The 13,137-nt window shown below is 43.5% G+C and carries 16 protein-coding genes; 13 read left to right on the top strand and 3 right to left on the bottom strand.

Going from position 1 to position 13,137, the window contains the following annotated elements; genetic code table 11:
- Nucleotides 1-67: 67 nt before the first annotated feature.
- The gene (locus ACP5L5_RS08170) at nucleotides 68-670 is read right to left on the bottom strand and encodes a hypothetical protein (protein ID WP_428762950.1); all 603 of its coding nucleotides are present in this window, start codon (nucleotides 668-670) and stop codon (nucleotides 68-70) included.
- A gap of 168 nt (nucleotides 671-838) precedes the next feature.
- On the bottom strand, nucleotides 839-1,000 hold the full coding sequence (locus ACP5L5_RS08175; protein ID WP_428762952.1) for a 30S ribosomal protein S30e: 162 nt from the start codon (nucleotides 998-1,000) through the stop codon (nucleotides 839-841).
- Nucleotides 1,001-1,180: 180 nt separating this feature from the next.
- On the opposite strand from ACP5L5_RS08175, the gene ACP5L5_RS08180 reads away from it, so the two are divergent.
- A complete protein-coding gene (locus tag ACP5L5_RS08180; RefSeq protein WP_428762954.1) occupies nucleotides 1,181-1,717 on the top strand; it encodes a hypothetical protein in 537 nt (178 codons plus the stop codon).
- Nucleotides 1,695-2,237, top strand: coding sequence for a hypothetical protein (locus ACP5L5_RS08185; protein ID WP_428762956.1), 543 nt, complete (start codon nucleotides 1,695-1,697; stop codon nucleotides 2,235-2,237). Before ACP5L5_RS08180 ends, ACP5L5_RS08185 begins: the two co-directional genes overlap by 23 nt.
- Nucleotides 2,238-2,247: 10 nt before the next feature.
- Here the strand turns inward: ACP5L5_RS08185 and ACP5L5_RS08190 are convergent, their stop codons facing one another.
- Nucleotides 2,248-2,706, bottom strand: a complete 459-nt coding sequence (locus ACP5L5_RS08190; protein ID WP_428762958.1) for a hypothetical protein — start codon at nucleotides 2,704-2,706, stop codon at nucleotides 2,248-2,250.
- Nucleotides 2,707-3,374: 668 nt separating this feature from the next.
- On the opposite strand from ACP5L5_RS08190, the gene ACP5L5_RS08195 reads away from it, so the two are divergent.
- From ACP5L5_RS08195 to ACP5L5_RS08245, 11 genes are all read left to right on the top strand, one after another.
- The gene (locus ACP5L5_RS08195) at nucleotides 3,375-4,364 is read left to right on the top strand and encodes a hypothetical protein (protein WP_428762960.1); all 990 of its coding nucleotides are present in this window, start codon (nucleotides 3,375-3,377) and stop codon (nucleotides 4,362-4,364) included.
- Between the two features lie 70 nt (nucleotides 4,365-4,434).
- Complete coding sequence (locus tag ACP5L5_RS08200; protein WP_428762962.1) at nucleotides 4,435-4,908, top strand: hypothetical protein; 474 nt, start codon at nucleotides 4,435-4,437, stop codon at nucleotides 4,906-4,908.
- 60 nt (nucleotides 4,909-4,968) lie between these two features.
- The gene (locus ACP5L5_RS08205) at nucleotides 4,969-6,249 is read left to right on the top strand and encodes an ATP-binding protein (RefSeq protein WP_428762964.1); all 1,281 of its coding nucleotides are present in this window, start codon (nucleotides 4,969-4,971) and stop codon (nucleotides 6,247-6,249) included.
- Nucleotides 6,206-6,871, top strand: coding sequence for a hypothetical protein (locus tag ACP5L5_RS08210; protein ID WP_428762966.1), 666 nt, complete (start codon nucleotides 6,206-6,208; stop codon nucleotides 6,869-6,871). Before ACP5L5_RS08205 ends, ACP5L5_RS08210 begins: the two co-directional genes overlap by 44 nt.
- A gap of 45 nt (nucleotides 6,872-6,916) precedes the next feature.
- Nucleotides 6,917-7,315 carry a hypothetical protein gene (locus ACP5L5_RS08215; protein WP_428762968.1) on the top strand — a complete coding sequence of 133 codons (399 nt, stop codon included), beginning with the start codon at nucleotides 6,917-6,919 and terminating at the stop codon, nucleotides 7,313-7,315.
- Nucleotides 7,316-7,369: 54 nt separating this feature from the next.
- Nucleotides 7,370-7,510 (top strand): hypothetical protein, encoded by a 141-nt coding sequence (locus ACP5L5_RS08220; protein ID WP_428762970.1) that lies wholly within the window; start codon nucleotides 7,370-7,372, stop codon nucleotides 7,508-7,510.
- 68 nt (nucleotides 7,511-7,578) lie between these two features.
- Complete coding sequence (locus ACP5L5_RS08225; RefSeq protein WP_428762971.1) at nucleotides 7,579-8,082, top strand: hypothetical protein; 504 nt, start codon at nucleotides 7,579-7,581, stop codon at nucleotides 8,080-8,082.
- A complete protein-coding gene (mcm, locus tag ACP5L5_RS08230) occupies nucleotides 8,079-10,142 on the top strand; it encodes a minichromosome maintenance protein MCM (protein WP_428762972.1) in 2,064 nt (687 codons plus the stop codon). Before ACP5L5_RS08225 ends, mcm begins: the two co-directional genes overlap by 4 nt.
- Nucleotides 10,143-10,241: 99 nt before the next feature.
- Nucleotides 10,242-10,610, top strand: a complete 369-nt coding sequence (locus tag ACP5L5_RS08235) for a hypothetical protein (RefSeq protein WP_428762973.1) — start codon at nucleotides 10,242-10,244, stop codon at nucleotides 10,608-10,610.
- A gap of 128 nt (nucleotides 10,611-10,738) precedes the next feature.
- Nucleotides 10,739-11,839 carry a 4Fe-4S dicluster-binding protein gene (locus ACP5L5_RS08240; RefSeq protein ID WP_428762975.1) on the top strand — a complete coding sequence of 367 codons (1,101 nt, stop codon included), beginning with the start codon at nucleotides 10,739-10,741 and terminating at the stop codon, nucleotides 11,837-11,839.
- A gap of 6 nt (nucleotides 11,840-11,845) precedes the next feature.
- Nucleotides 11,846-13,093, top strand: coding sequence for a pyruvate ferredoxin oxidoreductase (locus tag ACP5L5_RS08245; protein ID WP_428762976.1), 1,248 nt, complete (start codon nucleotides 11,846-11,848; stop codon nucleotides 13,091-13,093).
- Nucleotides 13,094-13,137: the final 44 nt, after the last annotated feature.

Below are 13,137 nucleotides of genomic sequence, written 5' to 3' on the forward strand. Positions count from 1 at the left end.
CACAGAACCACTTGCCAAGGCTGGCTCGTACCCATTGCTGGGTGGCCATGTTCGACTGATCCATCAGTCATTTCCCAGCCGTGTTGAATGCCTTTAGTAGCTCCTTGTCGCTGAACGTATTGGCTATCTTGATGTCGTCCCCATCGAGCTTAGACAGCGATAGGCTTATCGCTACGCCTCCACTCTTCGTAACCCTAGCCACCTTGACAGCCACTTCCCTATTGTATATGTGAACCATCAGCGATTTCTCGCCGTTCCCACCGGTCACTATTACGTCGATGGCGTTCCTCTTGAGCATCTCTATCAGCTCGAGTAGTTGCTTCCAGTATTCCTCGACCCACCTCCTCCTAAGCTTCCTTAGTAGCTTGATCATCTTCCTAGCGATCTTCTTGGCTTCCTTGATCTTTTTGCCCTTGTCATTCTTATGCTCCTCGAGCCAACGCTCAAGCAGATTAATCAACTCATCAATGAAGGCTGCACTCCCAAGCTTGTCCCTATGCCTCTCAATCCTCCTTTTTAATTCCTCGATTAGTCTCTTAACCTCCTCAATGATGGCTTCATCAGTCACTGGCTCACCGCAGACCAACCTCTTGCCACGCCTGACGCCCCAACAAATCCTCGGCTTGGCTAGGCCCAAACCCACGGGTTGTGTTTTGACCTCTACTCCCACCGTTTCTATTTCTCTCTCATCAATTAGTAATTCCCAGCAGAGACTTAAAAATACGGCAACGCACCATGAACACCCAGGCAGTGCGCTTCAAACCTACAGGCCCATGAAAGGCTTAAAGGTATGAAGCCGCATTTTAAAACAATAAAAAGGGACTACGCAAACAAAGTTTCATGAAACAGCTACAGAGCCCTGACCAAGCCTATAAAGCAAACGCCTATAATTACGACTATTCCTCCTCCTAGGCACAAGATTCCTCCTAGGCTTAGCAGGAACCTTAGGCGTTTGACTCCTCACCTTGCCTGCTTTTGTCAGACTGCCGTGGGAAGGCACGTTCTATCCCGCACTTTTATGTAAGTACTACTATTTAAGTCTTACTTACCTTTCTGCTGCAGTACTGAAAGTAATTTATAAACCAAGAAGATAAATTAACTATATGGATGCAAAATGCTTCTAAGCAATTTGCCCGGTATTAACAACTATGTAAAAATTACGATCGAAGAGCTCATCAATATGTTAGTAAATGTAAAAAATGAAATACTAAATAATTGGGATAAAATCAGGAGCGAAGGCAATGTTAGCGCTAAGGATTCTGCCCTGGGCACCAAGATGCATTACCTAAGTGGATTCTCACTACATCCATTCGTTACATTGGACGTTAAAGTCAATAATGCAGAGCAAATACTCGCCGGCCTCTTCATTAGTGATGTATCCCCAGTAGAGTACAATAACGGTATGCGAGCAGTTACGCTCAACTCGCCAGATCCCCACCTGGCAGCCACATTATTGATTTCGTTAATTAGCTACCTCAACGTGGATAAGGTTAAGGACTACATTTATGGTTGTTCTGGTGGGTTCTTTGGTGGTTCCTCGGGTAGGGGTAGTGAGCATTATGTGGTTTGTCCCGTGAAAGCCTCTGTGATTAATGACATTGTTAATCTAGCCAGTGGATGGCCTAGTTATGGGCTTACCGATAGGGTTGTTAAGTTGTTGGAGGCTGCTAGGTACTCAACGCCCTGCCTAACCTATGCCAAGTACCCCCGTGGTTAATGTGCTTGGTCATGACTTAGTGCTTAGGAAGCATAACATGGGACGTGGTTGGTACTTGGCTAAGTCCACGAGTGATGAGAGTTTAGCAAGGGCCATAGTCAGTGACCTTAAGGCCGCCGGGTTCAACGTCAGTGTCAACAACCGTGATGGAAGGTTCGAATTATACGTGCCGATTGAGGATACTAAGCGTGTCCTGAGGATGCTTGGTGTTTATGAGAGGTTCTATGGCGAGCCTAGGAGGATACCGAGTATTGATGACTTGGTTAGTGTGCTTGGTAGGTTTAGTATAGGGAGGTGGCATGTGCATGTGGCTAGGGCTCGTAATGGTAGGGGTTATGAGTATACGGAGAGTTGCCTATTGATTTCCCTCGGTGATTCTGGAGCAGCCGCTAGGCTTAGGGATGAGCTTGCCAGGCTTGGTGTCAGGGTTCGTAAGGTTGTTTGGGGTACGGTGGTTATATGCAATGCTGAGGATAGGGAGTTACTGATTAATGCCTTGAGTATTGTGAAGCCGCAGTAGTCGCTTCTGTCTATGGTTCTTCCATTGGTTCTATGTCTACGATTATTAGCTTGTTCATTCTTTGGTTTAGGTAATTCATGAGCCTAATACCCGCGTCTCTACTTAGTGGCGCCTTGATTGTGACCTCACGGCCATTTATAACGAGTTCGTGGGGAACCCTATACACGTTCATCAACATGTGTTGGATGAGCATTAGGTCTATGAGGAACTCCCTATCACCGTAGAGTAAGCGCATCAACAACCAAATCCTGAACCTAAGGCCTAATTCCTCAATGGCTGCACCAACGCCTGCCCAACCACCGAGGACCCAGCCAATACCAGCTATACCAAACAATAGCGGGATTAAAATGGCTACTATGAATATGGCACCATTACTAGTTGAGAAGAATAATGGATAGAGAGTTAGTGCTATGATTATGCCCGTGATAATTATTATGAATCCAATTATTAAATTAAATAAGCGCGCCATTTTAAATAAAAATGAGATTTATTATTTTTAAGTTATTAAGTTATTGGGTAAATTACATAGCCCAACAAGGTGGAAGGTCCCTGTAGCCACAAAGAGGATTTATGGAAAGGTAACCACTCCACGTTCCATGTCCTAAATTTAGTGGCAAAGCCCTATATAAAGGAGACATAATCATTAATATGCTTAGAGCCATTATAAGGAACGCTATTACTATCCCTAATATAATAATTTGCTTTTTCATCATTGTATTTATTTTTAACTAATATATATATTGCGCGGGAGTTAATTTAAATAAAATTGATTTCATTAGAGGTACTAATTCTATTTCTAAAAACAATGTCTAACTTCATAAACTTTAAAGTAAGTATTTCAAAATCAGCGATGATATGATTATAGCATCCTAGGCTGATTTGTGATGAGGCAGGGTTAGATGATTAAAAGGAATTGTTAGGGATTGATCACTGCCGGCCCGGTTCACATCATATGCTCAGTGGGGACGGGAAAAGCTCATCCAAATACTAATCATCGATATCCACTTATTAACCTTCCCCCTGGGTCTCTACGGGTATTTTGTCTGAACAGCCGAGTTAAAAAAAGTCCTCAAGCTTTGGTAAAAGCATATGAAGTTCTTCGGTGAAGCGTTTAAAAGGGATCCGCTTAAGAATAAGGTGAAAATGAACAGAAGTGGGTATATCATTATTGCAGGTGCGGTTGTTTCACTCATTATACTGTTTACGTATTCGCTTCTCCTGCAAAATTACTACGCACCTGCCTACCTCACCGTTAAGCCCACTTATTCCATTACTAAGTACCCTAATGGAACTACGGTGGTTAATCCGGCATTACAGTTTGGTAATGGTGGTTTAGCAGTACTGATGTTGCCTAATGGTTCGCAGTACGTATTTAACGTGACAAACATTAAGGGATTTATGGAGTTGTATAAGGTGGCACCTTGGGCATTCATTAATCTTAACAAAATTAATGCGCAGATTTTAATCGTACCGAATGCATTAAGGGGTTGGGTAATGATTAGGGGCGTTAATGTAACATTGACTTATTACTTTTATAATTATAGAATCATAAATGGTTCGTCACTGGAGATTACATACGTACTTAGTGAGCAGTTAATATCTGAAATAAATAGAACAAGCCCAGACATGCTTAAGTACGTACCTTATGCCATAAACTTATTAATAATGAGGCCCAGTGAATCTGGCGACAACATAATCTGGACCGGTGGCATTGAATGGGACTTAGAGGATGTATTTGGATTAACCGTTGCTAGGGCTGATCAGTATGTACAGTATGAGACTGATTGCGTGTCGGGTATTTATTGGGCCACTGGTTGGATAGATACTGGTGGCGTTCCTGGCTATACCTTCTATAACCAAATAACTATTGGTAGTGAAACATGGAGTGGTTGGGGTTCATTAACGGCGCCCCAGATTACGTTTTCACCACCAGCTTTTGAGGTCCAGGTTAAGGAATCCACGTCCTTCTACTTCGGTATTAATGAGAATGGTTATGGAGCTTATGGGCAGGTAGCCTCTGGAACAACTACCTGGGACCTATTTCCAACGGAGGTTTACTACGTTGCGTCTGGCACGGCAATATTAAACGCACCGTCAAGCTCAGGTACATTCAATGTTTGCAGTTAATTGCTAAATTTAGCTATGGACATGAATCGCCAAACTTAAATGTTTCCTAGGAATATAATGCGGGATAGTTATGGCTCAAAATTATACCCGCCTCTTGTACGGGCTTGGTGTCGCCGTATTTCTTAATCCATTTACCTGGCTATTCGTGTTAATCTACGTGGTTGTTAAGGGCTTTATCTGGGCAATGCTTTATCAGATTGGTATATCGATCATTGGCTTTATTTTGATTGCCAGGTTTCTTAGGGATGACGTAGTTGAATTTAACCTTAATTTTAGGAGGGCTTTGCTCCAGTCCTTGATTTACCTAGCCATGTGCCTAATTGTGCCCTTTGGTGAATTAGCCTTTCTTTACGTCGTTATGGGTTTTCCACCGCGCTTACCTAGTGTTGGCTTAACGGCTAATGACTTGGTCGTTGTGATGATGACTAACTACGTCCCAGTACTAATAGCCGCATTAATACCGGTCTATGCGTTAGCCATAACAATCCTTAGCGTGAGGTGGGCTAGATTGGCTGTACGTGGTGATGAATCCCCAGTTAATTAGGCATGATTTCTAATCCATAAGGTTTATTTAAAACCATTTACTACCTAAAGTGCTGGTAGAATGGTTGTTTTTCTAAGGCATTTAACTGTGGAGGACTACGGACCATTTAGCAAACTAGATATTGATCTTGGCGACATAACGATATTTGTAGGTAGGAATAACACAGGAAAGAGCACAGCACTTGAAGCTATCGTATTGCTCCTCTCCTCAATTGATAGCTCTAGGATGACTGACGTCCTCTCTAAACTTAGTTATAAGGGCAGGTATTTAATTAATTTGAGGAGTAGTAAGGAGACTGCCACTATTTCAGGCAATATATATAGTCAAGGCATTACTAATCGCGTCGAAGTGAGAATAACTAGTGATATTAGTAAATTAGGTGAGTATCGTAATAATGTAATACCGGAAATCATGAGATTAGCCATCGAGTTATCGCCAAGATCTCAGGAAATACTTATAGAGGCATTTCGTAGAATACAGAAGGAGAATAGAAATGTTAAGGACTTCTCTGAGGCATTCGGTAAATTCGTTGATGAGGTGGTGACTACACTTAGTGATTATGTAAATGATTTATTGTCCAGCATTATGCTAATGTATGTATATATTGATGATAAATTAATCAGTATCGCGTCACTACCGCTCATGAGTGAGGTAAAGTTTAGCGAAAATATAGTCAATAGACTAATGAGACTTGGATTAAGTAGTATTGAAGCTAGAAGATTATTGAATAATCAATTAGGAAGAATCTTGGAATCCCGCGTTATCCCTATTAACGTTAATAAGGTAAATATGAAGCCAATAAATGTTCAGTATTTAAATGCTCAGCGTTTATCGACCTATTCATTCCCGATAGATACCTTATCTCCTGGCAGGCAAACAGAATTTATCGATTTACTGAGGAGTGAGGTTCGTTATTTTTATGATTATAGGGGCGGACATGTCATACTTAATTTTGACGGCAATAAGGTCGATGTGCCGTACAGCTTGATGGGTGATGGCTTTAAGGCGTTGGTTAGGATGCTCGGTCTCATTGTTATGGGTGTTGATGTTGCCGTGATTGATGAACCTGAGGCGCATTTGCACCCCGGCTTTATGGAGTTAATTGTTAAGTATATGGTTGAGCCTAGGTTTCTTGATCGTATGCAGTTCATTATGGCTACCCAATCTCTTGAATTCCTCGATTACTTACTTAATGCGGCTAGGGATAGGGGTGTCCTTGATAGGGTTAGGCTCATTAGGCTTTACTTAATGCCTGATGGTAGTATTGATTATGAGCAGTTGAGCGGTGAGGATGCATATGGCGAGAGACACAAACTTGAGTCAGATCTCAGGGGTCCCTAATTGTACCTTGATTGTTCTTTGTGAAGGTGATAATGATCTCGAATTTGTTAGTGGATTATTGATGAGGATCGGACTTAATTGTGAGGTAAGAAGACAAGGTCCTAGGGATAAGGATTCGGTAATTAGGTTAGTTGTAAATGGTAAGCGGCTTCCTTACGTGCCTGTTATTGTTGAGGGTGGTAAGGATAGGCTTGATGGTAATGTTAGAGTCCTCGTTAGTAAGTTGCGTAGTGTTCAGGGATCTTATGTCAGGGTGTTGGTTCTGCGTGATTCTGATTCTGATGATGCGATTAGCGCATTTAGTAAGTTGAAATCTTCAATCGATGGGATTATTAATAATAAGACTAAATTCCCTTTGTATAAACCCACCATGCGTTGTGATCAGGGGAGAAGTATTGGTCCCCTTACGATTTATAACTGTACCCTGGTTTATAAAGATGGAGATGCGTGTTTTCAATTTGTTTACATCGTCCCATCCCTAGAGAGGTTTCTTTCTGGGTACGGATATGCTAATAATAAGTCATCTCTTAATCAAGCCATCAATAATGCTCTCAACGATCTCGAGAAGAGAGGCGTAGTAAATTACTTTAGGAATTACTTCCATAATGATTGTGAGATCTAGATGTGATACATCACCTTTAAATGATTATTTGTTTTCCTTGATTTAATGAGTGGCAGGGTTTTGGCTCATGGTGTTAGGGCCGTGTTTCCTGCTAATTTTGAGTCCGTTGTCAATGTTGTTAGGAGTTACGATCCCGCGTCAAGTATTTATTTCACGGTTTTGAACACGAGGCCTAGGGTTGCGGTTGCCTTTGGTCAGAGGTTCTTCTTTAGAATTAATCATTATCTCTCCTGTATGGTCTTGGTTATTGAGCGTGATTCTGAGACTGAGGTTAGGATTGTTGCGCATTCTGGCCTTCCTCTCTCTGCCTTTTCTGATTATGGTGCCAGTGCTGATTATGCCCTGGACGTACTTAACCACTTGAGTAAGTCTCTCGGTGTTAGTCCTAAGGATGTTGTTGAGATTGATTACATGGATGTTACTAAGTCCCAGCGATTGGGTTAGGTTGTATGTTGTGCAAAGGCTTAATTTTAGTGATTTAATGTGTTGTCATGGATAATGATTAGGGATGGTGATAAGGTTGTCTCTGCTGGGAAGGGTAGGACTACGATTAGGTTGGGTAGGCCCATTACTGTTGAGGAGGTTGAGAGGGTTATTGAGGAGGTTATGGATGAGTGTTGCCGTGATTTTGCGCCTTAGGATTTCATCAATATTACTTATCCTTTTCCTGTAGTGCCTTTTTAATTGGTTTGTGGTAGTTACTTTTGATGGGTTTTTCGTACTTAATGCCTAGTGTTAGGGCTGTCTTGACGCGGGATGTGGATGGTGTTGACCTTGGACTAATCAGCATAGCCCCTGCTAAGTCCGGTTCAGTCATTAACGCGCCACCCAATGTGCTTGAGGTCCTAATTAAGCGTGGCGTTGCTTCGTTGCTTGATGAGGATAGGATTAGTAGTGAGGAGATTCTTAAGAGGGTTTGGCTTGAGAATAGGGCTCCGAGTGAGTTGAGGGAGTTACCTAGGGACTTCTATGTTAGGGCTAGGTTAAGTATGGTTAGTGGTGACCAGAAGAGCGTTAGGGTTTATGCACAGCAGTTAAGGGAGCTCGCCCAGTTGAGACTTAGGAAGATACTCACATTATTGGCCGTTAACCCCGGCATTGCCGATTCAAGGGACTTCCTGGATAAGTTGACTATTGAGGAAGAGGAGGTTGTAAAATCCATTGCGCCAATAATTAAGGACTTCCTGAATGCGGTGGTGGGTTTACAATGACAACTCAAGAGACCACTGAAGTTAGTCTGGATGACTTAATTCAGGGACTTAGAGGCTTCATTGAGTCTAGTGATAGGTATGTTGATGAGATTAATAACATGATTATACAGAGAAAGAGGTCCCTAGTCGTTGATTTTCATGACTTATTAATCAGTAGTAAGGATTTAGCGGATATGCTTCTCGAGAGACCTCAATTAATTATCCAGGCTGGTTCTGAGGCTGTTAGGCAGGCGATAACTGAGAGGGATCCCGAGCTGGCTAAGTCCGTTAGGAATTTCTACATGAGGTTTAGGAGACTCCCTGAGTCACTGCCCATTAGGAGGTTGAGGAGTGAGGTCTTGAGTAAGTTTATAATGGTTGAGGGCATAATAACTAGGCAGACACCGCCTAGGCACTATCTAAGGAAGTCCGTGTTTAGGTGTTCACAGTGTGGTTATGAGATTGAGATCCCACAACCAACCTCAGGCTTTGTTCAACCGCCGAAGCGTTGCCCCAAATGTGGTGCATTTAATAGTATGGTATTTGTTGAGGAGAGGAGTGAATTCATTGATTGGCAGAAGGTGATTGTTCAAGAGAAGCCCGAGGAATTGCCGCCGGGTCAGTTGCCGAGGAGTATTGAGGCAATATTGCTTGACGACCTAGTAGACACAGTAAAGCCTGGTGATAGGGTTTACCTAGTGGGTATCATGAATCTCGACCTAGCTGACCTAAGGAAGGGTAAGCCACCCGTTGTCTCAAGTTTCATGGAGGTTAATTACGTGGAGAGTCAGCAGAGGGAGTTGGTGGAGATTGAGATCACGCCTGAGGATGAGAAGAAGATACTGGAGCTTTCAAAAATGCCCGATGTTAGAGAGAGGATAATCAGGTCAATAGCGCCTTCAATATACGGCATGGAGGACATTAAGGAGGCAATAGCATGCCTACTCTTTAGTGGTGTACCTAAGGTTTACCCTGACGGTATTAGGGTTAGGGGTGACATACATATACTGCTTGTTGGTGATCCAGGTATGGCTAAGACGCAATTACTTAGGTTCGTCACTAAGATAGCGCCCAGGGCGGTATACACAACTGGTAAGGGTAGTTCGGCGGCGGGTTTGACGGCAGCTGTCGTACGTGAAAAAGACACAGGCGAGTTTTACCTAGAGGCTGGCGCATTGGTTCTTGCGGACACGGGTGTGGCTGTTATTGATGAGATTGATAAGATGGATGCGAAGGATAGGGTTGCCATTCATGAAGCTCTTGAACAACAAACAGTCTCTATAGCCAAGGCAGGTATTGTGGCCACACTAAATGCCAGGTGCAGCGTCTTAGCCGCAGCTAATCCAGCCTTCGGTAGGTATTTACCCAATAGGACTGTGGCTGAGAATGTGGATTTGCCGGTCACTTTGTTGTCAAGGTTCGACTTAATATTCATCATTAGGGATGAACCAAACCTCGATAGGGATAAGGCAATTGCTGAGCATATAACCACACTACATGCGGGTGAGGTTCCTGAGGGCTTTACTGATATAATACCACCCGATCTACTTAGGAAGTACATAGCCTATGCCCGTAAGCACGTTAAGCCAGTACTAACGCATGATGCTAGGGACCGAGTCGTACAATTCTACGTCCAAATGAGGGCTAAGTCCAGGGAACCAGACTCACCAATAGCGATAACCGCTAGGCAACTAGAGGCCTTGATTAGGTTGGCCGAGGCCGAGGCCAAAATGAGACTTAGCCCTGTGGTTGAGGTTGAGGATGCGGATAGGGCAATTAGACTCTTCATGAAGTACCTGAGCAGTGTTGGTATTGATGTTGAGTCTGGGAAGATTGACATTGATATTATAATGACAGGCAAGCCCAAGTCAACCCAGGAGAGGATGGCATTAATAATGAACCTACTGGCCCAGCTTGAGGATTCCAGCGGTGGTAAGCCCGTGAGAATTGAGGACCTGTACAGGGAGGCTGAGTCAGCTGGGCTCGATAGGCAGGCAGTGGATAAGGCAATAAACATGCTGCTTAAGTCTGGCGACATATACATGCCGAAGCCAGGTTATGTGAAGAGAGTCCTTGTCTGACCTCCTCACAATCTATGGCTAGCTTCAGTTGCCTTAATGAATCAATTCACTAAGGACTTATCAGAATGCTTTAATAAAGCATGTGCGTAATCCTGATGTATGATCGATAGATTAAACATGATAATTACGGGTCTTAAAAACGCCGTAAATCTCACAGTGGAGAAGGTACTTGCTAGGCTTAAGGAGATGAATGTTGAGATAAACGAGGAGGAAACTGTGGGTGATTGGGGTTGGGGTGTGATTTCAAAGGCAATGGAGGTTGGTATACTGAACCTAAGTGATGCAGATATTAACGCTATGTATTATGTTTTTAGGAGATGCGCTACCCTTGAGGAGATGGTTAAGGAGGCGTTGTCTAGGCCTGAGGAGGTTGATGAGAATTTTGTGAATAATTTAATGGATGATTTTAGGGAGAACATAGAGGCGCTTGCAAGGATTAGGGAGAGGATTGATCAATTGATTACGTAAAACTATAAATACTATATATCATTGTTTATAAACCAGAGTTGTCGTAAAACACGTATCGAGTGTGTTGTTTTTAATATACCTAGGAAGGCACTACTTTTAAAGTGCGATATTATTGCCGCTTGGTTAGAATGTCTGTTCAAGTCCCCAGTATATACACGATAGAGATAATTTATAGAGGCATACACCAAAGGCACTTGGCAAGAAACTTAGCAAGGGGAATTGCCTATGCGGCTAGAATAGCTGGTAGCGTGGCTTTATCCTATCAAAGGTATGGTGATGATCCTGAAAGAGATGGTTCACCTGCGAAGTACTTTGTGGTTATTGCTAAGGGTGCCAGTGAGGAGGTTTTGGATGCTGAGGCCGCTAGGGTTGAGCCTGATTATGTGGATGTTTCGATAGTACTTGATGATTCAATACTCAAGGGTGTTGAGTCCTGGGCCTGGCAGGGAATTCAGCCAGTGCATTTGAAGTTGAGGGCTGGTGGATTATTGATAGTGGTTTCTAAGAGGAGTCCTGATGAATTAATCAAGTTTATACCAACTAGGGACTCTCCGTATACTCTTGTCGTTGTTTATGGGGAAAGAAGTATCGGTGATTTCTGGACATTCCCAGATGACGGCACGGTTGAAAGAATCCTTGGCGCAATAGCTAAGGTTTTACCAAATGTGCTGAGCCTTGATGATGTAAAGAAATACCTGGAGAATCTTGATAAGCCCAACGAAAGGATTAGCAGAGCCTTAGAGGCCTATCAATCACTTGTTAAGTTGAGGGAAGTTAAACCAGGTGAGGGCTTGCCGTATAAGTATGAGCCACCGCACCTACCTGGTTGGAAGGACATGATGATTGGCGGCGCAATACCTGGATTAAGACCAAATCAAAGAAACCCATACTTCACGGGTGGTACTGCTAAGCATTATAGGCCGGTTATTAACTTCGATAAGTGCATAAAGTGCAGTTTGTGTTGGGAGTACTGTCCTGACTCTGTATTTGACGTTACACCAGATGGTTACTTTAACCCGGTCCTCGCCTACTGTAAGGGTTGCGGTATATGCGCTGAGGTTTGTCCCGTACCAGACACAATAATAATGGTTGATGAGATGGAGTTTGAGGATGGTTATGGAAAGTTCATTGATGAGTACAAGGCCTGGAAGGAAGGTAGGGAGGCCTATAGGAAGTGGTTTGAGTCATTATTACCAAAGGCACAAATAATAAGTGTGAGAAAGAGGTGAGGAGGCATGTCAGTTTCAGCACTTGAATCTAAACGTCTTGATGCAGTGCTTAAGGGAGATGAGGAGGTAGAGGTTGTTGGTACTGGCACTGATGCAGTGGCCTACGCACTAATGCTTGCTGATATTGATGTAACATCGGCATACCCAATAAGGCCTTACGGCGGTGTCATGCAGACGGTGGCTAGACTAATAGCTGATGGTTATATGAAGGCCGAGTACATAGTGGCTGCCCATGAACATGACCAGTTCGAGATCGTTAAGCACGCATCTGCCGTTGGCGCAAGGACTTTTGTTGGCAGTAGTGGTGTTGGTTGGTTACTGGCTATTGAGGCCATAGTGGCCATTAGCACGGATAGGTACCCAGTGGTCGCATTAATAGGTAATAGGGCGCTTGATGATCCAGGAGCATATGGTGTAGAGCATAATGATGCATTGATGGTTAGGGACGTAGGCTGGTTATTGACATGGGTTGACACTGCCCAGGAGGCTCTGGACACCACATTAATAGCCTATAGGGTTGCTGAGGATCCAAGTGTCATGCTTCCAGTGGGTATATCAATGGATGGCGCATTCCTAACGCATAGCGAGCATGCATTTAAGATACCGCCTAAGTCTAAGGTCCAGAAGTTCCTACCACCCTACGACCTGGGCAACAGGAAGTTACACCCAAGCAACGTGATCAGTGTGGCACCACAGGTCAATGAGGACTGGGTTACAGAGCTTAGGAAGCAGATGGATGAGGCTATGAAGAATGCGAGGAAGGTTATTGAGGAAGCCTATAGGGACTTCGCGAAGATCTTCGGTAGGGATTATGGTAACCCATTTATTGAGACTTATATGGTTGAGGATGCCGACGTGGTCATGGTTGGTATGGGCACTGTTTCTAAACCAATTAAGGAGGCTGTGAGGAGATTGAGGGCCAAGGGTGAGAAGGTTGGCTTTCTCAGGATTAGGTGGTTCAGACCATTCCCAACTGAGGACATCATACGTTACCTGAGTGGTGTTAAGGTTGTGGCTGTTGTGGATAGGGATTACTCATTTGGTTCGCCTTTTGATGGTGGTGCAGTATTTACTGAAATAAGGAGTGCGTTGTATGAGGCGGAGCATAGGCCATTAATGATGAATTTCATTGGTGGACTTGGTGGTAGGGAGATTACCTATAATGATGCAATTAATATGTTCAATATGGCCTTGGAAGCAGCTAGAAAAGGTAAGGTTGAACAGAGGGTGATTTGGTATGGAGTTAGAGAGTAAAATGGGAAAAGGAGAAAAATTTATAAGGAGTGAAGGGGGTGATT

It is taken from the genome of Vulcanisaeta sp. (assembly GCF_049966235.1).
GTDB classification, from domain to species: domain Archaea; phylum Thermoproteota; class Thermoprotei; order Thermoproteales; family Thermocladiaceae; genus Vulcanisaeta; species Vulcanisaeta moutnovskia.